The 23020-nt window shown below is 67.3% G+C and carries 20 protein-coding genes; 13 read left to right on the forward strand and 7 right to left on the reverse strand.

Features of this window, described 5'->3' with window-relative positions; all coding sequences use genetic code 11:
- Positions 1-6: 6 nt before the first annotated feature.
- Positions 7-1434 carry an amidase gene (locus tag AC3WOB_RS23515; protein WP_492276340.1) on the reverse strand — a complete coding sequence of 476 codons (1428 nt, stop codon included), beginning with the start codon at positions 1432-1434 and terminating at the stop codon, positions 7-9.
- Between the two features lie 16 nt (positions 1435-1450).
- Positions 1451-2443 carry a Bug family tripartite tricarboxylate transporter substrate binding protein gene (locus AC3WOB_RS23520; protein ID WP_492276341.1) on the reverse strand — a complete coding sequence of 331 codons (993 nt, stop codon included), beginning with the start codon at positions 2441-2443 and terminating at the stop codon, positions 1451-1453.
- Positions 2444-2580: 137 nt separating this feature from the next.
- On the opposite strand from AC3WOB_RS23520, the gene AC3WOB_RS23525 reads away from it, so the two are divergent.
- From AC3WOB_RS23525 to AC3WOB_RS23560, 8 genes are all read left to right on the forward strand, one after another.
- Positions 2581-3531 (forward strand): LysR family transcriptional regulator, encoded by a 951-nt coding sequence (locus AC3WOB_RS23525; protein WP_492276342.1) that lies wholly within the window; start codon positions 2581-2583, stop codon positions 3529-3531.
- 153 nt (positions 3532-3684) lie between these two features.
- Positions 3685-4452 carry an IclR family transcriptional regulator gene (locus AC3WOB_RS23530; RefSeq protein WP_013394720.1) on the forward strand — a complete coding sequence of 256 codons (768 nt, stop codon included), beginning with the start codon at positions 3685-3687 and terminating at the stop codon, positions 4450-4452.
- Positions 4453-4527: 75 nt separating this feature from the next.
- Positions 4528-5232, forward strand: a complete 705-nt coding sequence (pepE, locus tag AC3WOB_RS23535) for a dipeptidase PepE (RefSeq protein WP_492276343.1) — start codon at positions 4528-4530, stop codon at positions 5230-5232.
- Positions 5229-6158 carry a DUF1177 domain-containing protein gene (locus AC3WOB_RS23540; protein WP_492276344.1) on the forward strand — a complete coding sequence of 310 codons (930 nt, stop codon included), beginning with the start codon at positions 5229-5231 and terminating at the stop codon, positions 6156-6158. The genes pepE and AC3WOB_RS23540 overlap by 4 nt, the downstream gene beginning before the upstream one ends.
- Positions 6155-6841: an AroM family protein gene (locus AC3WOB_RS23545; RefSeq protein ID WP_492276345.1), complete on the forward strand. Its 687-nt coding sequence runs from the start codon at positions 6155-6157 to the stop codon at positions 6839-6841. Before AC3WOB_RS23540 ends, AC3WOB_RS23545 begins: the two co-directional genes overlap by 4 nt.
- A gap of 119 nt (positions 6842-6960) precedes the next feature.
- On the forward strand, positions 6961-7950 hold the full coding sequence (locus tag AC3WOB_RS23550) for a Bug family tripartite tricarboxylate transporter substrate binding protein (RefSeq protein ID WP_492276346.1): 990 nt from the start codon (positions 6961-6963) through the stop codon (positions 7948-7950).
- Between the two features lie 136 nt (positions 7951-8086).
- Complete coding sequence (locus AC3WOB_RS23555; RefSeq protein ID WP_041654015.1) at positions 8087-8389, forward strand: double zinc ribbon domain-containing protein; 303 nt, start codon at positions 8087-8089, stop codon at positions 8387-8389.
- Positions 8390-8413: 24 nt separating this feature from the next.
- Positions 8414-9307: a cation diffusion facilitator family transporter gene (locus tag AC3WOB_RS23560; RefSeq protein WP_492276347.1), complete on the forward strand. Its 894-nt coding sequence runs from the start codon at positions 8414-8416 to the stop codon at positions 9305-9307.
- A gap of 98 nt (positions 9308-9405) precedes the next feature.
- On the opposite strand, the gene coaBC is transcribed toward AC3WOB_RS23560, so the two are convergent.
- From coaBC to AC3WOB_RS23580, 4 genes are all read right to left on the reverse strand, one after another.
- On the reverse strand, positions 9406-10605 hold the full coding sequence (gene coaBC, locus AC3WOB_RS23565; RefSeq protein ID WP_492276348.1) for a bifunctional phosphopantothenoylcysteine decarboxylase/phosphopantothenate--cysteine ligase CoaBC: 1200 nt from the start codon (positions 10603-10605) through the stop codon (positions 9406-9408).
- A 168-nt stretch (positions 10606-10773) separates the two neighbouring features.
- Positions 10774-11313: a signal peptidase II gene (gene lspA / locus AC3WOB_RS23570; protein ID WP_013394713.1), complete on the reverse strand. Its 540-nt coding sequence runs from the start codon at positions 11311-11313 to the stop codon at positions 10774-10776.
- Between the two features lie 2 nt (positions 11314-11315).
- Positions 11316-14177, reverse strand: a complete 2862-nt coding sequence (gene ileS, locus AC3WOB_RS23575) for an isoleucine--tRNA ligase (protein WP_492276349.1) — start codon at positions 14175-14177, stop codon at positions 11316-11318.
- Positions 14167-15132 (reverse strand): bifunctional riboflavin kinase/FAD synthetase, encoded by a 966-nt coding sequence (locus tag AC3WOB_RS23580; protein ID WP_013394711.1) that lies wholly within the window; start codon positions 15130-15132, stop codon positions 14167-14169. Before AC3WOB_RS23580 ends, ileS begins: the two co-directional genes overlap by 11 nt.
- 134 nt (positions 15133-15266) lie before the next feature.
- Between AC3WOB_RS23580 and purN the strand changes: the two genes are divergently transcribed.
- Both purN and AC3WOB_RS23590 read left to right on the forward strand, forming a co-directional pair.
- Complete coding sequence (gene purN / locus AC3WOB_RS23585; RefSeq protein WP_085947881.1) at positions 15267-15923, forward strand: phosphoribosylglycinamide formyltransferase; 657 nt, start codon at positions 15267-15269, stop codon at positions 15921-15923.
- 1117 nt (positions 15924-17040) lie between these two features.
- Positions 17041-18411, forward strand: coding sequence for an RsmB/NOP family class I SAM-dependent RNA methyltransferase (locus AC3WOB_RS23590; RefSeq protein WP_041655791.1), 1371 nt, complete (start codon positions 17041-17043; stop codon positions 18409-18411).
- A gap of 14 nt (positions 18412-18425) precedes the next feature.
- Here the strand turns inward: AC3WOB_RS23590 and AC3WOB_RS23595 are convergent, their stop codons facing one another.
- On the reverse strand, positions 18426-18821 hold the full coding sequence (locus AC3WOB_RS23595) for a hypothetical protein (protein ID WP_013394708.1): 396 nt from the start codon (positions 18819-18821) through the stop codon (positions 18426-18428).
- 355 nt (positions 18822-19176) lie between these two features.
- Between AC3WOB_RS23595 and AC3WOB_RS23600 the strand changes: the two genes are divergently transcribed.
- The 3 genes from AC3WOB_RS23600 to AC3WOB_RS23610 are packed head-to-tail and all read left to right on the forward strand — an operon-like array spanning position 19177 to position 22987.
- Positions 19177-20385, forward strand: a complete 1209-nt coding sequence (locus tag AC3WOB_RS23600) for a DesA family fatty acid desaturase (RefSeq protein WP_013394707.1) — start codon at positions 19177-19179, stop codon at positions 20383-20385.
- Entirely contained in the window at positions 20382-22676 is a 2295-nt protein-coding gene (locus AC3WOB_RS23605) for a UvrD-helicase domain-containing protein (protein WP_013394706.1), read from the forward strand. Before AC3WOB_RS23600 ends, AC3WOB_RS23605 begins: the two co-directional genes overlap by 4 nt.
- A 5-nt stretch (positions 22677-22681) precedes the next feature.
- On the forward strand, positions 22682-22987 hold the full coding sequence (locus AC3WOB_RS23610; protein WP_013394705.1) for a chorismate mutase: 306 nt from the start codon (positions 22682-22684) through the stop codon (positions 22985-22987).
- The last annotated feature ends 33 nt before the right edge of the window (positions 22988-23020 follow it).

A 23020-nucleotide genomic window follows, 5' to 3' on the forward strand; every position in this document is an offset into this window, starting at 1 on the left:
CGCGGACTATGCCATGACCGGCGGCCGCGGTGGCGGCGCGCAGGCCTGCTCGTAGGCCTCGGCGGCCAGCAGCAGCTGCAGGTCGCCGTGGCAGGGGCCAACCAGTTGCAAGCCCAGCGGCAGGCCATCCTGGCCCAGTCCGCAAGGCACGCTGACGGCGGGGTGGCCGGTCAGGTTGAACAGCATGGTCCACGGATACCAATGGGCGCGGATGTCGCCGTACGAGCGGCCGTCGATGTCGATGGTGTCGAAGATGTCCGTGCCCAGCGGCAAGGCGGTGCGGGACATGGTCGGCATGGCCAGCAGGTCGGCCTGATCGAACAGCGCCTGCACCTTGCGATAGAGCGCGGTGCGGGCAAACATGGCTTCCTGGTATTGCTGGGCGCTGAACGCCGCGGCGGTGGCGATCTGCCGCCGGAAGGTGGCGCTGTAGGCGTCGGGCTCGCGCTCGATCAGGGGCAGGAAGCGGGTGCGCCAGACGGTGTGGTTGATGACGCGCCAGATCGGCTCGACATCGAAGCCCGCGCCGTCGAACGGCTCGACTTCCGCGCCCAGATCGGCCAGGCGCGCCAGTGCCGCCTCGAATGCGCGGCGCACGTCGGCAGCCACGGGGCGGCCGGGCGGGGCGGCGCAGTAGCGTATGCGCTTGCCGCGCAGCGTTTCGTGGGAGGCCGCCGCGCCGGCGTAGTCGGCGCGGGGCACGCCCAGGGACCACGGATCGCAATCATGCGGGCCGGCCATGGCCGCCATCATCAAACGGGTATCGGCCACGCTGCGCGTGGTCGGCGTCACATAGGTCTGGTTGCCGATGGCGTCCTGCGCCTGGCTGTGCGGTATCGCGCCCAGGCTTTGCTTGAATCCCACCACGCCGTTGCACGCGGCGGGAATGCGGGTGGAGCCGCCGCCATCGCTGGCCACCGCCAGCGCCGTGATGCCGGCGGCCGTCGCCGCGGCGGCGCCGCCGCTCGAACCGCCGCAGGTGCGTTCCAGGTTCCAGGCGTTGCGGGTATGGCCGAACAGCGGGGAATCGGTCATCGACTTGGAGCCGAACTCAGGCGTCGTGGTCTTGCCGATCAGGATGGCGCCATGCTGGCGCAGCCGCGCCACCGCCACGGCGTCTTCGGCCGGCACGTTCGCGCTGAACGGCACGGCGCCGAAGGTGGTCCGCACGCCCGCGGTATTGACCAGGTCCTTCACCGTGTAGGGCAGGCCATGCAAGAGGCCCGCCGCATCGCCGCGCATCAGCGCGGCTTCGGCAAGCCTGGCCTCGGCGATAGCCTGGTCGGCGCACAAGGTGATGAAACAGTTCAGGACGGGTTGCAGTCGCTCGGCCCGGTCCAGCGAGGCGCGTACCAGCTCTACCGGGGACACGGCCTTGGTTCGGACCAGGCGCGCGGCCTCGACCGCGCTCAGCTCGCAAAGAGAATCGCTCATCGAAGCCACGTTCCGCCTATTCGTCGAAGGAAATGCCGGCGGCTTTGACGATGGGGGCCCAGTGCGCGCGCTCGACGCCGATGCGGCGCTTGGCGGCCTGTGCGTCCTGGGGTTCGACCAGGAAGCCCGCAGTCTGCAGTTTTTCCACCAGCGCCGGCCGCTTGCCGGCCGCGATGAAAGCCTGTTCCAGCTGGGCGATGGTGGCGTCCGGCGTGGCTGCGGGCGCGTACACGCCATACCAGCTGGCGGCATGCTGGTACTGCGGGTAGCCCTGTTCCAGCAGCGTCGGCACATTGGGCAGCGTGGGCAGGCGGCGGCTGCCGGCCACGCCCAGGAATTTCACCTTGCCGGCGTTGTACAGCGGCAGCATGCTGGCGACGGCGTCCCAGCCCATCGATACCTCGCCGCCGGCCACGTCCACCAGCATGGGCGCCGCGCCGCGGTAGAGCACCGGCACGACTTCGAGGCCGTTCTGGCTGCCCATCTCTATGGTTCCAAGCTGGCCGGGACTGCCTTGCGTCGCCAGGCCCAAGGTCGCCTTGGCGCCTGCCTGCTTGGCCCATTGCACGTATTCAGCCATGCTGCCATACGGTTGGGCGGCGCCCGTCACAGCGCCGGTAGGCACGTCCGCCACCAGAGCGACGGGGCGCAAGTCGTGATCCGGGTCGTACCCCAGCTTCTTGTAGGTCAGGGGAAAGATCACGAACATTGGCGACGAGCCGAGATACAAGGTCAGGCCGTCTGCCTTGGCCCGCTTCACCACATCGAAACCCAGCCGTCCCGATGCGCCGGGACGATTCTCGACGATGACATTGGCATACCCCGCTGTCTGCAGCTGTTCGGCGTAGGCGCGGGCCACGGCGTCGGCCGCGCCGCCCGCTGCGTAGCCGACTATCAGGCGTACGACCTTGTCGCCGCCGGCCGGCTCCTGGGCCATGGCGCTGGGTGGCAGGCAGGCCGTCGTCGCGGCGGCAAGGATGAAGGCAAGTAGTCGGGTGCGGTCCAGCAAGTCGGTCTCCTGTCGGCGCGGCTTCACGTCCGCGGATCTGATGCCCTCGGATCGGCCCATGGCCACGCGCTATGCCACTATGATCGGATCGCCTGGCTTTACCGTATAGTGAATTATTTGCTCAAGGTATTGAGGAAATGCTCAAGCCATCCCTGGAGTCCCTAGCCTCCCGCCTCAAGCTGCGGCATTTGCAGATTGCGCTGGCCTTGCGCGATGCGCCCTCGGCCAAGGAGGTCGCCGTGGCCGCGAACGTGAGCGAATCGGCGGTCTCGAAAACCCTGGCTGAACTGGAATCGCAGTTGGGATTCAAGTTGTTCGAGCGCATGGGCAATGCCAAGCGTCCGACGGAAATGGGCCGCCAGGTCCTGCCCATGATGGAAGCCGTGGTGGCGCAGGCGCGCGGGCTGGCCCAGACAGTCATGGACGTGCGCGGCGGCCACCAAGGCGAGCTACGGATCGGCGTGGCCACGGATATGGGCAAACTGAGCCTGGCGCCGTTGATCCATGCCTTCAACCAGGCGCAGCCGGGCGTTGCCCTCGACGTGCAGGCTGGCGGGTATCGCGCCATGGCGGATCTGCTGCTGGACGACAAGCTGGATGCGCTGGTGTGTTACGACGCACCCGAGCTGATCGCACCCGGCTTGGGCCGCTTGCGGCTGGTGGCGCCGCAGCCCTTGGTGGTTGTCGCCAATGCGCGGTTATCGCCGCTGGCGGCGCGGCGGCGCCACACGCTGAAGGATCTGCACGCGCAGCCCTGGTGCAAGCCGCGTCCGGGCACGATGATGCATGACAAGCTGACCGCGCTGTTTCTGGGGGCGGATTTGAGCCTGCCGCTGCGTGGTATCCAGGTGAGCGATCTGCTGCTTACCGACGAGTTCATCCGCAGCACGGATTATCTGGTCATGCTGCCGCTGGCGGCGGCGCAACGTCTGACCCGAGCAGCCGAGGCTGTCATCCTGCCGGTCGACCTGCACGAACACAATCCGCCCACGATCATCGCTTGGCAGCGCGCCGCCGAACGGCATCCTCCGCTCCATCGGTTTCTGCAATTCTGCGGTGCGCCGCAGGACGGGAAGACGATCGAGTAAGGGTTCCATTCCTCTCGACTGGCTGATCCGACGGATTTCTGCCCCCGGTGACCCGGGGGCTTTTTCATGGCGTTTCCGTATTGACCGCCATCCAGCCCCTGCATTATTCTTGTTCAACTTAAAGGAACATAAGTTCCGTTTATTGGAACAAGCATGAGTATTCTCGATGGCGTCCAGCGCGTGCTGGGGCTGTACGCGGAAGGCGCGTCGGAGCTGAGCTTCACCGAAGTGGCGGCTCGCCTGTCCATGCCCAAGAGCAGCGCGTCGCGCCTGCTCAACCAGATGCAGCATTACGGCCTGCTCGACCAGGACGCCGCCACGCGCCGCTATCGCGCCGGGACCATGCTGGCCCAGGCCGTGCGCGCCGGCATGGCGGCCACGCCGCTGGACGATGCCTGCCGCGCCGTGTTGACCCGGCTGTCCGACGACAGCGGCCTGACCGCCTATCTCTCTACCCTGAACCAGCGCGAAACCGTGGTGCTGCAACGCCTGAACGGCTCGCACCCGGTGCAGGTGCTGTCGCCGCCCGGCTCGCGTCGCGCCGCTTCGGGCACCGCCATGGGCCGGGCGCTGTTGTCGCGCCTGAGCGAAACGGAGTTCCAGGCGCTGTACGGCACCGATCCCGATCAGCCGCTGCCCACCGAAGGCCGCGATTGTCCCGCCACGGTCGGCGACCTGGTCCGCCTGGTGGCGCAGACCCGCGCGGACCATTGCGGCGTGGCCATCGACCAGGCCATGCCGGGCATAGGCGCGGTGGCCGCCGCCGTGCGCGACCCCGCCACCGGCGAACTGCGCGGCCTGTGCCTGTCCTTCGTTTCCTTCCAGGCCGATGCCGACCGCGTCGCGCGCTTGCGCGAGTCCGTGCTGCGGCAGGTCGGGGCGCTGGGGCGCGAACTGAACGATCCCTATTGGCTGGCCTGAACGCTTGCAGGCTCACAAATACAGATGCGTCCGCGCTGCCGGGCACCCAGAAAATCCCTTACGGAAATCCTCCACATGAACCTACTGCTCCTCAGCAACTCCAGCAGCGATGCCGGCTATCTGGTCCACGCGCTGCCCGACATCCGCGAACTGATCGCATCGCTGCCGCAAGGCGCGCCGGCCGTCTTCGTGCCGTACGCCGGCGTCACGCGCGACTGGGACGACTACACCGCGCTGGTGGCGTCGGCGCTGGCGGATACCGGCCTGGACATCCAGGGGCTGCATCGCGCCGAGGATCCCGCGGCCGCGCTGGCAGGCGCCGCGGCCATCATCGTGGGCGGCGGCAACACCTTCAACCTGCTCGGCCAGCTGCGCCGCCTGGGCTTGCTTGACGTCGTGGCGCGCCGCGTGCGCGAGGGCGCGGCCTATCTGGGCTGGAGCGCCGGCTCCAACCTGAGCTGCCCCAGCATCTGCACCACCAACGACATGCCCATCACCGACCCGCAAGGCTTCGACGCCCTGGGCTTGCTGTCGTTCCAGATCAACCCGCACTACACCAACGCGCATCCGCCCGGACATCGCGGCGAAACCCGCGCCCAGCGCCTGGCCGAATTCTGCATGCTGAACCCGCAGATGCCCGTCCTCGGCCTGCCGGAAGGCTCGGCCCTGCGCGTGCGCGGTAGCCAGATCGACCTGATCGGCCCGCACGATGCGCCGCTGTTCATCGGCCGCGAAGAGCCCCGCGTGTTCCGCCCCGGCCCTGTGGAGATTCCGGCATGAAGCACGTCATCGATACCATCGAACTGCTGTCCTCCGCCCACATCACCGGCGAGGCCGTGGCCGGGCAACTGCGCGCGGCCGGCAACTGCGAGGTCGAGGTGACCCGGCTGGAGCGCGACGGCGCCGCCACCGAATTCCTGTCCATCGTGATTCCCGGCCTTGATGACGCCGCGCCGCAACTCGGCATAGTTGGCCGCCTGGGCGGCATCGGCGCGCGTCCCGCGGTCACCGGCCTGGTGTCCGACAGCGACGGCGCGGTGGTCGCCATCGCCGCGGCCTTCAAGCTGATGGCCATGGCCCGCCAGGGAGACGCCCTGCCGGGCACGGTGCGTATCCGCACCCACATTTGCCCCCGCGCCGGCACGCGGCCGCACCATCCGGTGCCGATGATGCGCTCGCCGTTCCCCATGCGCGAGATGATGTCGCATGAAGTCGACCCGCGCATGGACGCGATCCTGTCGGTCGACACCACACGCGGCAACCGCCTGGTCAACCACCGTGGCGTGGCGCTGACGCCGGTCGCGCGCCAGGGCTATCTGCTGCGCATTCCCGAAACCATGCTGGACGTCATGGGCTGGGTCAGCGGCGAACTGCCGGTGACTCTGCCGCTGACCACGCAGGACATCACGCCCTACGAAAACGGCCTGTGGCATGTGAACTCGCTGATGCAGCCCACGATCGTTACCGGCGCGCCGGTGGTGGGCGTGGCGCTGACCGCGCAGACCACGGTGCCGGGCTGCGCCACGGGCGTCACCAACGCCGTGGACGCCGACGTCGCCATGCGCTTCTGCATCGAGATCGCCAAGCTCTACGGACAGGGCGCGATGAGCTTCGTGGATGAAGCCGAATGGGCCGCGCTGCAAAGCCGCTACGGCTCGATGGCGCATCTGCAGACGGTGGGCCGCGTCGACGCGGGCGCGGCATGAGCGCGCAGCCGCGCCGCGTGGCGTTCTTCACCATCGGCCAGTCGCCGCGCAGCGACGTGGTGCCCGAGATGGCGCCGCTCCTGGGCGAGCAGGTGCGCATCGACGAGTTCGGCGCGCTGGACGGCCTGGATGCTGCCGGCCTGGCCGCGCTGGCGCCCAAGCCGGGCGAGTACCGCTTCGCCACCCGCATGCGCGACGGCGCGCAGATCGAACTGGACGCGGCCGCCGCCGAGGTGCGCCTGGCCGAGGTCATGCGCCAGGCCGACGCGGCGGGCTACGACGTGCTGGTGCCTCTGTGCACTGGCACCGCGATCGCGCCGATGCGCACGCTGGTGGTGGAGCCGCAGCAGGTGGTGGACCACCTGGTCGCCGGCCTGGCCGAGCATTGCCGCAAGGTGGGGCTCGTAGTGCCGCTGGAGGCGCAGGTCGACGCCTTCCACATGGTCGTGCCGCTGTCCTGCGAGACCCTGGTCGTGCATGCCTCGCCCTACGAAGCCGACGCGGCGCAGGCCGCGCGCAACTTCGAGCAGGCGGGCCGCGAACTCGCGTCCTGCGACCTGATCGTCATGCATTGCATGGGCTACGCCGAGCGCATGCGCCAGGCGGTGGCGCAAGCCTCGGGCCGGCCGGTGCTGTTATCCAACCGCATGGTGGCGCAGACGCTCGCGCAAATATTGGAATAACGCCGCGGGTACCGTCCCGCAGCCTGGCCGCGCATCGGAACGCGCGGCGCGGCCGGGGCGGACGAGCGGCGAGAGGAGACGAAGCGGGCTTCGTCAATCAATTGTTGGGAGTGTTTTTCATGTTCAGCCGTAATCTGCATCGCGCCGCTGGCGCACTGTTCGCCGTCACCACCCTGACGGCCGCGCCGGCCTATGCCGCCGACGCCTGGAAACCCGCCAAGCCGGTGCGCCTCTTGGTGGGCTTCGCGCCCGGCGGTTCCGCCGACACCCTGGCGCGCCTCCTGGCCGAGCCGCTGTCGCAGCGCCTGGGCCAGCCCGTCGTGGTCGAAAACCTGGCCGGCGCCGGCGGCAACATCATGGCCTACCGCCTGGCGCAGTCCCCGGCCGACGGCTACACCATCGGCATTGCCGCCGCCGGTTCCATGGCCATTACCCATGTCCTGAATCCCAAGGGCACCAACTACAAGCCGGCGGATTTCACGCCCATCACGCTGGCCGCGGTGCAGCCCAACGTGGTTATCGTCAACAAGGACGTGCCGGCCAACAACCTGGCCGAACTGAAGGAGTATTTCCAGAAGACGCCGACCGCCACCTACGGCACTGCTGGCGTGGGCATTTCCAACCACCTGATCGCCGAGACCATGCTGTACAAGCTGGGCGTGAAGGTGCCGCACGCCGCCTATCGCGGCGCCGCGCCCGTCATCACCGATCTGCTGGGCGGCCACATCGCCATGACGATGGACAACATCTCCACCGCCGCGCCGCTGGCCTCGCAAGGCAAGGTCAAGGCCATCGCCGTGGCGTCGATCAAGCGCGCGCCGCAATTGCCCAACGTGCCGACGTTGGATGAGCAAGGCCTGAAGGGTTTCGATATGCCGACCTGGCAGGGCGTGTTCGCGCCCGCCGGCCTGCCCGCCGACGTGCTGGCTGCCTATTACGCGGCCATGCAGGACGTGCTGAAGCAGCCCGCGCTGGTCGAGAAGATGGCCGGCCTGGGTTCCGAGCCGGTCACCGGCATGACGCCTGAGCAGTTCAGCCAATTCCTGGAGAAGGACCGCCAGCAATGGGCCGACATCGTCAAGGCGGCCAACATCAGCCTGGAACAGTAAGCCAGGTTGCCCCAAAGACCCTCCAGTAACACGGAGGGTTTTTTTATGGTCCACGCTACCGAGCTTGACTCTGAAGTTACTTCAGGCTTTTTCATGGGGCCTGGCAATACGCCGGAACGGCGATTCGGAGTCTGAAATGGGCATACTGAAGCATCTGCTGGGCGGACAGGGCAGCCGCCATGGTTACGGCGGCCGTCATGGCTACGATGGCCATCGGGGGGGCTCCCACGGCAATCCGCCGCAAAGCGCTTCCTCGCATGCGGCAGGCGTGGCCTGCAATAGTTGCGGCGCGGCGCAGCCTGCGGGCAGCCGGTATTGTTCGCAATGCGGCGCCTCGCTCGCGGCGGCTGCATGTCCCCAGTGCCGTACCGCGCTTGCCCCAGGAGCGAGTTTCTGCGGACAGTGCGGCACCGCGGTCGCGCGCACGGTTCAGCCTTGATTTCCCTCCACGACCAGGACAGCCATGAGCGATAGCCATCAGCACGGCGACGTGCGCGCCTTGCCCGAATCCCGCCTCTGGATCGCCTTTGCATTGACCGGCACGTTCATGCTGGTCGAGATCGCGGGCGGGATGATCACAGGCAGCCTGGCATTGATTTCCGATGCCATGCACATGCTGACCGACGCTATGGCTTTACTGCTGGCGCTGGTGGCGATACGCGCGGGCCGCAAGGCGGCGGACCTGATGCGCACCTACGGCTACGCCCGCTTCGAGATCCTGGCGGCGGCGGTCAATGCGCTGGTGCTGCTGGGCGTGGCGTTCTACATCCTGTACGAAGCCTACCAGCGCTTGTCGGCGCCGCAGGAAATCCAGTCGCTGGGCATGCTGGCCGTCGCCGTGGTTGGACTGGTCGTCAACCTGATCTCAATGCGCCTGTTGGCCAGTGCGAAGGACGAAAGCCTGAACGTGAAGGGCGCCTACCTGGAGGTATGGGCCGACATGCTGGGCTCGATCGGCGTGATCGTCGGCGCCGTGCTCATCTGGTTCACGGGCTGGCGCTGGGTGGATTCCGCGCTGGCGGTAGGCATAGGCTTCATGGTGTTCCCGCGCACGTGGGTGCTGCTGCGCGAGTGCGTGAACATCCTGCTCGAAGGCGTGCCGCCGGGCATGAGCCTGCAGGCCGTGCGCGATGCCATCGCTGGCACGGCCGGCGTGGCCGCCATCCATGACATCCATCTGTGGGCGGTGACGCAGAGCAATCCGATGCTGACGGGCCATGTGGTGCTGGCGCCCGGGGCGGATGGCGAACAGGTGCGCTGCGCCATCGAAGCCCGCTTGCAGGCGGATTTCGACCTGCACCATACGACGCTGCAAATGGAGCGCGAGGACCGCTCGGCAGAGGAACACATCCACTGAGGACGCTTGGGTTCCTGGCAAGCCCGCAGGCAAAGAAAAACCCCTGCCGGAAAACAGGGGTTCATCAGCAGCCAGGCCGCGCCGCGAGGCCTGGTTTTTTATTTGGCGGGCACTCTCGCGGCAATCTCGGCGATCAGGCGCCGCGCCGCGTCCAGCTTGTCGCCGGCGGGCAGGGGGTGGGTGCCTTGTTCGTCGAACAGCACCAGTTCAGTGGTGTCCGCGTCCATGACCTTGTGCGCCAGGTTGCCCACCAGCAGCGGAATGCCCTTGCGCGTGCGCTTGGCTTCGGCATGTTCCGCCAGCTTTTCGGTTTCGGCGGCGAAGCCCACGCACCAGGGGCCATTGGGCAGCTTGGCGACTTCAGCCAGGATGTCCGGATTGGGTTCGAATTCCATCACGGGCGCGCCGCCGCCTTCGCTGGTCTTCTTTAGCTTTTGGTTGCTGACGTTCTTGACGCGCCAGTCCGCCACGGCGGCCACGGCAATGAAGATGTCGGCGTCGGCCGCGCTGGCCATCACGGCGTCGTGCATCTGGCGCGCGGTGGTGACCGACAGCGCGGTGACGCCGCGCGGGACTTGCAAGAAGGTGGCGCCGGTGATCAGCGTGACGCGGGCGCCGGCCTCGCGCGCGGCGCGCGCCAGCGCGTAGCCGGTCTTACCGGAAGAGCGGTTGCTCAGCACACGCACCGGGTCCACCGGTTCGGACGTGGGGCCCGCGGTCAGCAGCACGTGGCGGCCGGCCAGCAGCTTGGGCTGGAAGAAGGCGATCAGGTCGGTCAGCAGCTCATGCGCTTCCAGCATGCGGCCGTCGCCGGTTTCGCCGCAAGCCTGTTCGCCGGCGGAGGGTCCCAGCACGCTGATGCCGTCGGCGCGCAGTTGTTCGACGTTGCGCTGCGTGGCCGGGTTGGCCCACATCTCGCGGTTCATGGCGGGCGCCACCAGCAAGGGACAGGCACGTGCCAGGCATAGCGTGGACAGCAGGTCGTCGGCCATGCCATGGGCCAGCTTGGCCATGAAGTCGGCGCTGGCGGGCGCGATCAGCACCGCGTCCGCGCCGCGCGTCAGGTCGATGTGCGCCATGTTGTTGGGCACGCGGGCGTCCCACGCGTCCACGAACACCGGGCGGCCCGACAGGGCCTGCATGGTGACCGGGGTGATGAAGTGCGTGGCCGCCTCGGTCATCACCACGTCGACGGTGGCGCCTTGTTCGGTCATGCGCCGCACCAGTTCAGCGATTTTGTAGCAGGCGATGCCGCCGGTCAGGCCGAGGACGATGCGTTTGCGGGCGAGGTCGAGCATGAGGGAGGCGGCGGGTTCAGCGCCGTGTAAACGAGGAACGGACAGTGATTTTATTCTGCATTGCGGCATTGCGCCGTTCGCGATGCGTTCAGGGGGCATCAAGCAGGACAAAAACCGTGAGAAAGAGGGGGGAGGCCGGGGCATGGCGGCGCCCCGGCCGGGCCGTTTTCAGGCCTGGGTCTTGGCCTTGCGGCCTCGCAGGAGCTCGTCCAGCACCAGCAGCACGGCGCCGCAGCTGATGCCCACGTCCGCCAGGTTGAAGGCGGGGAAGTAGGAGTCGTTCCAGTAGAACAACAGGAAGTCCACCACGTGGCCATAGACCACGCGGTCGATGACGTTGCCGATGGCGCCGCCCAGGATCAGGGTCAGTGCCAGGCTGAAGCGCGGCTGGCCGTGAGTGCGGCGCAGGATGATGGTGATGACCACCGCCGCCACGCAGCCCAGGCCGGTGAACAGCCAGCGCTGCCAGCCTTCCTCGGAAGCCAGGAAGCTGAACGCAGCGCCCCGGTTGTACATCAGCGTGAAGTCGAAGACCGGCAGCACGTTGACGCGCTCGCCGTACTGGAACGAGGTGTTGAAGTAGACCTTGGTCAGCTGGTCCAGCACGATGATGAGCAATGCCAGCGCCAGCCAGCCGCCCACGCGCGCCGGCGCGGCGCGGGCGGGGGCGGTGGCGCCCGTCACTCCGGGTTCGGAGGGGCGGGCCATGCTCAAGCCTTGTCGCGGGCTTCGCCCGAGCCGAACAGATTGGACACGCAGCGGCCGCAGATCTCGGGGTGGTCAGCGTCCTGGCCCACGTCCAGGCGCCAGTGCCAGCAGCGCTCGCACTTCTTGTGCGACGACGGCGTGACCTCGATGCGGGTCTCGCCTTCGCCTGCATGCACGGTGGCGCGCGAGACGATCAGCACGAAGCGCAGGTCGTCGCCCAGGCTGGCCAGCAGTTCCTGGTCGGCGCCGTTGGCGTACAGATCGACTTCGGCCTGCAGCGAGGAACCGATGTCGCCAGCCGTGCGCACTTCTTCCAGCTTGCGCTGGACTTCGGCGCGGATGGCGCGTAGACGGGTCCACTTGGCCGACAAGGCGTCCGCGTCCGCGAACGGCGGCAGGGCGTGGTAGACCTCGGTGAAGATGGTGGTGCGGGCGGCGTCGGCCTGATTCTTCAGGGCCGAGTTGACCAGTTCCTTCCAGGCTTCTTCGGCGGTGAAGGACAGGATCGGCGCCATCAGCTTGAGCAGCGTCTGCGTGATGTCCAGCAGGGCCGTCTGGGCCGAGCGGCGCGCGCGGCTGTCCACGGCCGAGGTGTACAGGCGGTCCTTCAGGATGTCCAGGTAGAACGCGCCCAGGTCTTCCGAGCAGAACGTCTGCAGGCGCGAGACCGCCGGGTGGAAGTCGTAGCGTTCGTAGTTGGCCTGGACTTCCGCCTGCATCTGCGCCGTCATGGCCAGCGCGTAGCGGTCGATCTCGAAGAGTTCGCCGTAGGGCACGGCCTGCGTCACGGCGTCGAAGTCGGCCAGGTTGGCCAGCAGGAAGCGCAGCGTGTTGCGGATGCGGCGGTAGCCTTCGACCACGCGCTTGAGAATCTCGTCCGAGATGGACAGTTCGCCCGAGTAGTCGGTGGAGGCCACCCACAGGCGCAGGATTTCCGCGCCCAGCGAGTCGGATACCTTCTGCGGGGCAATCACGTTGCCCACCGACTTGCTCATCTTGCGGCCCTGGCCGTCCACCACGAAGCCGTGCGTGAGCAGCGCCTTGTAGGGCGGCTGGCCGTAAAGCATGCAGCCGGTCAGGAGCGACGAATGGAACCAGCCGCGGTGCTGGTCCGAGCCTTCCAGGTACAGGTCGGCGGGCCAGGCGAGTTCAGCGCCGTGCGAACCGGCGAAGTCGCCGTCCTTGCCGCCCAGCACGGTGGCGTGGGTGCTGCCCGAGTCGAACCACACGTCGAGCGTGTCGCGATTCTTTTCGTACTGGTCGGCTTCGTCGCCCAGCAGCTCGCGCGGATCCAGCGTCTGCCAGGCTTCGATGCCGCCTTGCTCGACGCGCTGCGCCACCTGTTCCAGCAGTTCGGACGTGCGCGGATGCAGCGCGCCGGTTTCCTTGTGCACGAAGAAGGCCATCGGCGTGCCCCACTGGCGCTGGCGCGACAGGGTCCAGTCCGGACGGTTGGCGATCATGGCGTGCAGGCGGGCGCGGCCCCAGGCCGGATAGAAGGCCGTGGCGTCGATGCCGGCCAGCGCCGATTCGCGCAGGGTCGGGCTGCCGTCCTTGGGCTTCACGTCCATGCCGGCGAACCATTGGCTGGTGGCGCGGTAGATGATCGGAGTCTTGTGGCGCCAGCAGTGCATGTAGCTGTGCTTGTGCTTTTCCACGTGCATCAGCGCGCCGGCTTCCTGCAGCGCCTCGACGATCTTGGGGTTGGCGTCCCAGATGGACAGGCCGCCGAACAGCGCCAGGCTGTCCACGTACTTGCCGTCGCCCATGACCGGGCTGATGAAGTCGGTGTCCTTCATGCCGTGCTCCTTGCACGACACGAAGTCCTCGATGCCGTAGGCCGGCGCCGAGTGCACCACGCCGGTGCCGGAGTCGGCCGTCACGTAGTCGCCCAGGTAGGCGGGCGACTTGCGGTCGTAGGCGGCATTGAACTGCGCCAGCGGATGGCGGAACTCGATGCCCGACAGCGCCGCGCCCGGAGCGGTGGCGATGACTTCGCCTTCCAGGTTCCAGGCCTTCAGGCAGGCTTCGACGCGCTCTTTGGCGATCAGCAGCAGGGGGCCGAACTTGGGCGCGGGCGACACGCGCACCAGCGCGTATTCGATCTCGGGATGCAGGTTCAGCGCCTGGTTGGACGGGATGGTCCAGGGCGTGGTGGTCCAGATGACGATGGCGCCATCGTCGACCGAGTCCAGGCCGAAGGCGCTGGCCAGCTTGGCGTGTTCGGCGAACGGGAAGGCCACGTCCACCGCCGGGTCGACGCGGTCGGCGTATTCGACCTCGGCTTCGGCCAGGGCCGAGCCGCAGTCGAAGCACCAGTTCACGGGCTTCAGGCCGCGGAACACGTAGCCCTTGTCCAGGATGCGGCCCAGCGCGCGGATTTCGTCGGCTTCATTGCTGAAGTTCATCGTCATGTAGGGACGATCCCACTCGCCCAGCACGCCCAGGCGCTTGAAGTCCTTGCGCTGGCGGTCGATCTGTTCGAGCGCGTAGGCGCGGGCCTTGGACTGCACTTCGGCCACGGGCAGGTGCTTGCCGTATTTCTTTTCGATCTGGATTTCGATCGGCATGCCGTGACAGTCCCAGCCCGGCACGTAATGCGCGTCATAGCCGGCCATGTTGCGGCTCTTGACGATGATGTCCTTCAGGATCTTGTTGACCGCGTGGCCGATGTGGATGTCGCCGTTGGCGTAGGGCGGGCCGTCGTGCAGCACGAAGCGCGGCCGGCCGCGGCTGGCGGCGCGGATTGCCTGGTAGACGTGGTTTTCCTCCCACTGCGAAATCCAGGCGGGCTCGCGCTTGGCGAGGTCGCCCCGCATGGGGAAGGAGGTATCGGGCAGGTTGAGGGTCTTTTTATAGTCCATGAACGGCAAAATAGGCGCGCGCGTTTCGCGCGTCTTCGGCGATGGCGGCAGTCAGGGAAGGGAGGTCAGGAAATTTTTCTTCGTCCCGCAGCTTTTGCAGGAATTCGACGCGTACGAGTTTACCGTAAGCGTCGATGGTCTCGTCGAGCAGGTGTGACTCCAGCAGCACGCGGCCGCGGTCTTCGACGGTGGGGCGCACGCCCAGGCTGGCGACCGCCGGCAACGGACGGTCGGCCAGGCCGTAGACTTGCACCACGTAGATACCGGAGCGCGCGGCGCAGCGCTCCGCCACGCGCAGGTTCATGGTGGGGAAGCCCAGTGTGCGGCCCAGCTTCTGGCCGTGGATCACGTGGCCGCTGATGTGGTACGGGTGGCCCAGCAGGTGGCGGGCGCGTTCCAGATCGCCCACAGCCAGCGCGGTGCGCACTTCGGAACTGGAGATCCGGTGGCCTTGCTGGTCGGTCACGTCCGCCAGCGTCTGCACTTCGAAGCCATGGCGCAGGCCGGCCTCGCGCAGCAGGTCGATGTCGCCGCTGCGCTTGTGGCCGAAGCGGAAATCCTCGCCCACCAGCAGCCATTTGGCGTGCAGGCCCTGGACCAGCAGTTGTTCGATGAAGGCGTTGGCCGACATTTCAGCCAGGCGGGCGTTGAAGCGCTCCACCACGACCTGGGAGATGCCGTAGCGCGCCAGCGCGGCCAGTTTGTCGCGCAAACCCGAAATGCGGGTGGGCGCCAGTTCCGGGCGTTGGTTCAGGGTGGCGAAATACTCCCGCGGATGCGGCTCGAAGGTCATCACGGCGGGCGTCAGGTTGCGGTCGCGCGCGACCTGGCAGACGCGCGCCAGCATGGCCTGGTGTCCGCGGTGGACGCCGTCGAAGTTGCCGATCGTCAGCGCGCAAGGGGCGCGCCGGTCGGGCGGGGGCAGGGATCGGTAGATGCGCAGCGATGGTTTCACGAGCGAGAGTTTACAATTTTGGATTCCGGGTTTGTTCCTGTTTCCTCCTGACGCGCGTCCAGGCTGTTGCCGCACGCGGGATTCTGGAGGGCGGACGGGCCCGATTTCCCTTGGAATTCCTTATCTTGCCGGAAATATCTACCATCAAGCGCCGCATCGTCATCCTGATCTCGGGACGCGGCAGCAACATGCAGGCATTGGCCGAAGCCTGCCGCAATGAGGGCTGGCCTGCCGAAGTCGCCGCCGTCATCGCCAGCAAGCCCGACGCCGCGGGCCTGGAATGGGCAGCCCACCAGGGCATCCCCACTGGTGCGCTGTACCACAAGGACTACGCCAGCCGCGAAGCCTTCGACGCCGCGCTGGCCGCCGAAATCGACCGCTACGAACCCGATTACGTCATCCTGGCGGGCTTCATGCGCGTGCTGACGCCGGGCTTCGTCAATCACTATGCCGGCCGGCTGGTGAACATCCATCCCTCGCTGCTGCCGGCTTTCCCGGGACTGCACACGCACGCCCAGGCGCTGGCTACCGGCGTGCGCGTGCATGGCTGCACTGTGCATTTCGTCACGCCGGTGCTGGACCATGGCCCCATCATCGCCCAGGGCTGCGTCCCGGTCCTGGCGGGCGATACGCCCGAAGCCCTGGCCGAGCGCGTGCTGGCGGTGGAGCACCGCGCTTTTCCGGCGGCGGTGCGCTGGCTGGCTGAAGGCCGGGTTACCCTGACCAGTGACCACCGGGTGAACGTGCAAGGCGATCCCGACCGCCTGTTCGCCTGGTCGCCGGCCGCCTGAGCGGCCCCGAATCGCATTTTTCGGGCGGAAGCCCTCCGCCCCATTGGAATACACCATGAGCAAACCCCAATCTCCGCGTTCCCGTCCGGCAGGCGCCGCCAGGGCCGCCTCCGAAGGCCGCGACGGTCGGTCCTTCTTCTCGCGCCCTAAGGGCGATGCGCGCACGCAGGTCGCGCGCGACAGCGCCCGTGACGATCGTTCGGGCGGCAGCCGCGACGAGCGCGCCAGTGGTCGTCCGGCGCCGCGTCCTTCCTATGACGCCCCGCGCGGTGAAAACCGTGGCGGCGAGCGCGGCTCCTATGGTTCGGAACGCCGCGAAGGCCGTCCGGGCCCGCGTCCGTCTTATGACGCCCCGCGTGGCGAAAACCGTGGCGGCGAACGCGCCTCCTACGGTTCGGAGCGTCGCGAAGGCCGTCCGGCGCCGCGTCCTTCTTATGACGCCCCGCGCGGTGAAAACCGTGGCGGCGAGCGCGCCCCTTACGGTTCGGAGCGCCGCGAAGGCCGTCCGGGCCCGCGCCCGTCCTATGACGCCCCGCGTGGCGAAGGCCGTGGCGGCGAACGCGCTTCCTATGGTTCGGAACGTCGCGAAGGCCGTCCGGGCCCGCGTCCGTCCTATGATGCTCCGCGCGGCGAAGGCCGTGGCGGCGAACGCGCTTCCTATGGTTCGGAGCGCCGCGAAGGCCGTCCGGGTCCACGCCCATCCTATGACGCTCCGCGTGGCGAAGGCCGCGGCGGCGAACGCGCGTCCTATGGTTCGGAGCGTCGCGAAGGCCGTCCGGGTCCGCGCCCATCCTATGACGCTCCGCGCGGCGAAGGCCGTGGCGGCGAACGCGCTTCCTATGGTTCGGAACGCCGCGAAGGTCGTCCGGACTCGCGTCCGTCCTATGACGCCCCGCGCGGTGAAGGCCGTGGCGGCGAACGCGCGTCCTCCTATGGTTCGGACCGTCGCGAAGGCCGCTCGGACTCGCGTCCGTCCTACGGCGCGCCGCGAGGCGATGATCGCGGTGGCGAGCGGGGCCAGTATGGCGGCCCGCGCGGCGGCGGCAGCGACGGCGGCCAGGACCGCCCGCCCAAGCCCCAGTTCAACCGCCCGCGCCAGTCGCATGCGGCCATCCGTATCGACCAGGTCCAGCGCGTCCTGGGCGAAATCCTGCAGTGGACCTATCCGGCCGACGCGGCCCTGTCGCACTGGCTGCGCCATCACCCCAATCTGGGCGCGCGCGACCGTTCCGAAGTCGCCGAAGCCGTCTATGACGTGCTGCGCCATCTGCGCCGCTACCGCCAATTCGGCGAAAGCGGTGTCGGTCCGGCCTCGCGCCGCCTGGCCATCCTGGGCCTGGCCGCGACGCTGGGCGCCGAGGCCCTGACCGAAGGCATGGACGCCGCTGAAGCCGAATGGTTGCAACGCGTGTCGCAGATCGATCTGGCGACGCTGCCGCGCGCCGTGCGCGGCAGCATTCCTGACTGGCTGGACGAGCGCCTGGGCGCCATGGACAGCCCCGAAACCCTGATCGAGGCGCTCAACCGCCAGGCCAGCCTGGACTTGCGCGTCAACCCGCTGAAGGTCGAGCGCGACGCCATGCTGACGGAATTGCAGCAGGGCGCCGGCCGCTACGAACCGGTCGCGATGCCTTATTCGCCCTGGGGCATCCGCATGGAAGGCCGCCCGGCCATCAACCGCTGGCCGCAGTTCGAGAACGGCAGCATCGAGGTCCAGGACGAAGGCAGCCAACTGCTGGCCCTGCTGGTGGCGCCGCGCCGCGGCGAAATGATCATCGACTTCTGCGCTGGCGCGGGCGGCAAGACGCTGCTGCTGGGCGCGCTGATGCGCTCCACCGGCCGCCTGTACGCCTTCGACGTGTCGGCGGCCCGCCTGGCGCGCGCCAAGCCGCGCTTCGCCCGCAGCGGCTTGTCCAACGTGGTACCCGTGGTCATCGACAGCGAAAACGATGCCCGCGTCAAGCGCCTGGCCGGCAAGGCCCAGCGCGTGCTGGTCGACGCCCCGTGCAGCGGCATCGGCACCCTGCGCCGTAATCCGGACCTGAAATGGCGCCAGCACCCAGAGGCGCTGGCCGAACTGGGCCAGTTGCAGGAACGCATTCTCAACAGTGCGGCGCGCTGCGTCGCGCCGGGCGGCCGCCTGGTTTACGCCACCTGCAGCCTGCTGGCCGAGGAAAACGAGGTGCAGGCCGAGCGCTTCCTGGCCAGCCACCCCGATTTCGAGCGCCTGGACGCCGCCGAAATTCTGGCCGCCCGCTGCGAAACCCTGAAGCTGGACGGACCCTACGTCCAACTGCGCCCTGACGTGCACGGCACCGACGGCTTCTTTGCCGCGGTGTTCGAACGCAGGAAGAAGGGCGCGGCAGCCGGGGCTGAGAACGCCGAGGTAGCGAACGCCGACGATGTCCCCGCTGAAACGTCGACCGAAGCATCGGCGGAAACGCCGGCCAAGGAAACCGCGGCCGGCCCGCAGGATCAGCCGGCCTGAACGGGAACGCCGGGTCAGGGACCCGGCGTCACCACCACCGTGGCGCTGTAGCGCCGCGTGCCGAGCGTCTTGTTCTGGTACTTCACTTCCCAGGCCAGGCTGTCATTGCCGGGCTGGTCCGCCTGGTAGACCACCTGGGATACCGGCACGGCCTGGTAGGCGCAGCGGCCGGAATCGCTGGACTGGCCGCGCGTCTGCATGATGTTGGCCTTGCCCAGGCGCGGCATCATGGTCAGCGATACCCGCGGCGCGCGCAGCGCCAGGCAGTCCGCGCCGCGGATCTCGTAGTACGAGGCCAACACGGCGACGTCGCCCGACTTCACCGTCTGTGCGGGAACGGAGGCAGGCAGGGCGGCTGCCAGCGCGGCCACGGTACAAAATAATTGGGGACGTATTTTTTTCAGCAACATCAGTTGGGCAAAAGAGACAGTTTGGTCAGCAAAGCACCCGCAGTGTGCGCCAGCCGCGAGTCTGCTTCAAGACCGGATGCCCAGCTGACAGGAACTTTAACGACGAAATCCAGCCCAAACCTTGCGCCTTCGCGTATGCCCCCCACGTTCCCTGGGGAGGACGGCCCTAGCGCCGCGTGCCGCAAGGCTCGGCCTCGCAACCTTCGTTTCTGGCGGCGAGAGTGGTTTTTTGCCCTGAAAAACCGAGGCTTAGTCCTTGATTTCGCTCAAAAACTATTTTGAAACTACCTTGTCATAAGTCGGTCAAGGTAAGCTAAACTCCAGGCACTTCTCTAGCGAGGCTCCTAACAGCTTTATGGATTACATCCTTTCCTTCATTGCCGGCGGTCTGACCCAAGCTACTTGGTGGCAGGTCGTCGTGTTCACTCTGGTTGTGACGCACATCACGATTGTGGCGGTCACGGTCTTCCTCCATCGCAGCCAAGCGCACCGGGGTCTGGATCTGCATCCGGCCGTCATGCACTTCTTCCGCTTCTGGCTCTGGATGACGACCGGCATGGTCACCAAGGAATGGGTGGCCATTCACCGCAAGCACCACGCCAAGTGCGAAAAGGAAGGCGATCCCCATTCGCCTATCCTGTTCGGCATCTGGAAGGTGCTGTTCCGCGGCGCGGAACTGTACCGCGAAGAATCGAACAACAAGGAAACCATGGCCAAGTTCGGCCACGGCACGCCTGACGACTGGCTCGAGCGCAACGTCTACAGCAAGCACAGCCTGTGGGGCGTGCTGAGCATGCTCGCCATCGACGTCGCCCTGTTCGGCGCCATCGGCGTCACGGTGTGGGCCGTGCAGATGGCCTGGATTCCCTTCTGGGCCGCCGGCGTCGTCAACGGCATCGGCCACTACTGGGGCTACCGCAACTACAACAGCCCGGACACCAGCACCAACGTGTTCCCCTGGGGCATCGTGATCGGCGGCGAAGAACTGCACAACAACCACCACGCCCACGGCACGTCGGCCAAGTTCTCGGCCAAGTGGTACGAGTTCGACATCGGCTGGTGCTACATCAACATCCTGAAGTTCTTCGGCCTGGCCAAGATCAAGAAGGTTGCGCCCAAGCTCAAGCTGGACGACAGCAAGACCGGCATCGACCTGCGCACCCTGCAAGGCGTGATCACGCACCGCTACGAAGTCATGGCCCGCTATGCGGACGTGATCAAGAGCGCGGCCCGCGAAGAGCTGGCCAAGCTGAAGGATTCGCGCAACAAGGGCAGCGCCGAGTGCGACTGGACCAAGCTGCACAGCGTGCGCCGCGCCATCCACCGCAACGAGGACATCCTCCAGCCCGAACAGGTTGCCGCCGTGGACCAGGCCATCGCCCAGAACAAGTCGCTGGCCACGCTGGTACAGATGCGCCGCGAACTCGGCCGCATCTGGGAAAGCTCCAGCGCCAGCAGCGAACAGCTTCTTCATGACCTGCAGGCCTGGTGCCAGCGCGCCCAGCAAAGCGGCATCGCCGGGCTCGAGCAATTCGCTCAACGTCTGCGCCGCTACGCGGCATGATGCTAGAGAAGCTCAATCCTGAACAACGCGCCGCAGTAACGTTAGAACCGCAGCACGCCCTGGTCTTGGCCGGGGCGGGCAGCGGCAAGACCCGGGTGCTCACCACCCGCATGGCCTGGCTGATTCAAACCGGCCAGGCCTCGCCTTTTGGGCTGCTGGCGGTCACGTTCACCAACAAGGCGGCGCGCGAGATGCTCGCGCGCATGTCGGCCATCCTGCCGATCGATACGCGCGGCCTGTGGATCGGTACCTTCCACGGTCTGTGCAACCGCATGCTGCGCGCGCATCACCGCGATGCCGGCCTGCCGCAGAGCTTCCAGATCCTGGACGTCACCGACCAGCTCGCGGCGATCAAGCGGCTGATGAAGGCCAACGGCGTCGACGACGAAAAGTATCCTCCCCGCGATGTGCAGCGCTTCATCAACGGCGCCAAGGAAGAGGGCCTGCGTCCCGCCGACGTCGAAGCCTACGACGCCCATCGCCGCCGCCTGATCGAGATCTACCAACTCTACGAGGCCCAGTGCCTGCGCGAGGGCGTGGTGGACTTCGCCGAGCTGCTGCTGCGCGCCTACGAACTGCTGTCGCGCAACGCGCCCGTGCGCGAGCACTACCAGCGCCGTTTCCGCCACATCCTGGTCGACGAGTTCCAGGACACCAACACGCTGCAATACAAGTGGCTGCGTCTGTTGGCCGGCGGTGGCGCCGCGATCTTCGCGGTGGGCGACGACGACCAGTCCATCTACGCGTTCCGCGGCGCCAACGTCGGCAACATGGCCGACTTCGAGCGCGATTACGCGCGCGGCACCGTGATCCGCCTGGAGCAGAACTACCGTTCCTTTGGCCACATCCTGGATTCGGCCAACGCGCTGATCGGTCACAACACCGGCCGGCTGGGCAAGAATCTCTGGACCGAGCAGGGCGACGGCGAGCCGGTGCGCGTCATCGAGCAGCCGTCCGACGGCATGGAAGCGCAGTGGATCGTGGACGAGATCCGCTCCCTGATCCGCGAAGGCAGCCTGCGCCGCGAGATCGCCGTGCTCTACCGCAGCAACGCGCAGTCGCGCGTGCTGGAACACGCCATCTTTTCCGCCGGCATTCCCTACAAGGTCTACGGCGGCCTGCGCTTTTTCGAGCGCCAGGAAATCAAGCACGCGCTGGCCTACCTGCGCCTGATGGCCAACCCGCACGACGATACCTCCTGGATGCGGGTCGTCAACTTTCCCACGCGCGGCATCGGCGCGCGCACGCTGGAGCAATTGGGCGACGCCGCGCGCGCGCACGACACCAGCCTGTACGCGGCCGTGGCTCTGGTGCCGGGCAAGGGCGGTTCCAACTTGGCGCAGTTCGCGCAGCTGATCCATCGCCTGATCGAAGAGACCCGCGACCTGCCGCTGCCGGAAATGGTCGAGCACATGCTCGAGGCCAGCGGCCTGAACGCGCACTACAAGGCCGAACGCGAAGGCGCGGAACGTCTGGAAAACTTGAATGAACTGATCACGGCCGCGGCCGTGTTCGCGTCCGAGGAAAACTACGACGGCATGCCCGCTGGCGTGGTGCCCGAACAGGACACGGCCTCCACGCTCAATGCGGGCGTGGTGGACGCGCCCATTGTGGCGTCCGACGGCCTGACGCCGCTGGCGGCGTTCCTGTCGCATGCGGCGCTGGAAGCCGGCGACAACCAGGCCCAACAGGGCCAGGACGCCGTGCAACTCATGACCGTGCACGCGGCCAAGGGCCTGGAGTTTGACGCCGTGTTCATCACCGGCCTGGAAGAGGGGCTGTTCCCGCACGAGAACAGCGTCCTGGAAGCTTCCGGACTGGAAGAAGAGCGCCGCCTCATGTACGTGGCCATTACGCGCGCGCGCCAGCGCCTGTACATCAGCCTGGCACAAAGCCGGATGCTGCATGGCCAGACGCGCTACGCGATGCGTTCTCGCTTCCTGGACGAAATTCCGGAACAGCACCTGAAGTGGCTGTCGCCCAAGGCCGGTCTGGCCCAGGTCGGCGGCACGGGCGCGGGCTGGGGTGGCGGCAATCGTGGCGACGCTTTCGGACGCAAGCCCACCAATACCATTGCGCCGCGTCAACCGCGTGGCGTCGCTACCGGTGTCACGGTGGGCGACAAGCAGTATCGTGTGGGGCAGGGCGTGCATCACGCGCGGTTCGGCGATGGCACGATCGTGAGCCTGAGCGGAGCAGGGCAGGACGCCCAGGCTGAAATCCAGTTCCGCGACGTGGGCGCCAAGACCTTGGCGCTGGGCATCGCCAAACTCGATATTGTTCAGGGTTGACACACATGGCCAACAACGATTCTCCCAAAGCCGAGTTGGCGTCGCTGCGCGCCGAGGTCGATGAAATCGACCAGCAGATCATGCTGCTGCTGGGCGTGCGGTTCCGTTGCACGGATATGATAGGTGAGCTCAAGCGCGACCTGGGCATGGACCTGGTCGATCCCCAGCGCGAGGAACAGCAAGTCGAGCGCATCCGTCGCCTGGCGCAAGAGGCGGGCGTGCCGCCCGCCCTTGCCGAAACCATCCTGCGTGAAGTGATCGACACCGTGGTCGACCACCACACCCGCCTGCGCGAGCGTCCGTACTCGTAATGCCAGGACGGCGGCGCCGGGGATCTTCGTCTG

Source organism: Achromobacter sp. FW305-C-30-7 (assembly GCF_058783105.1).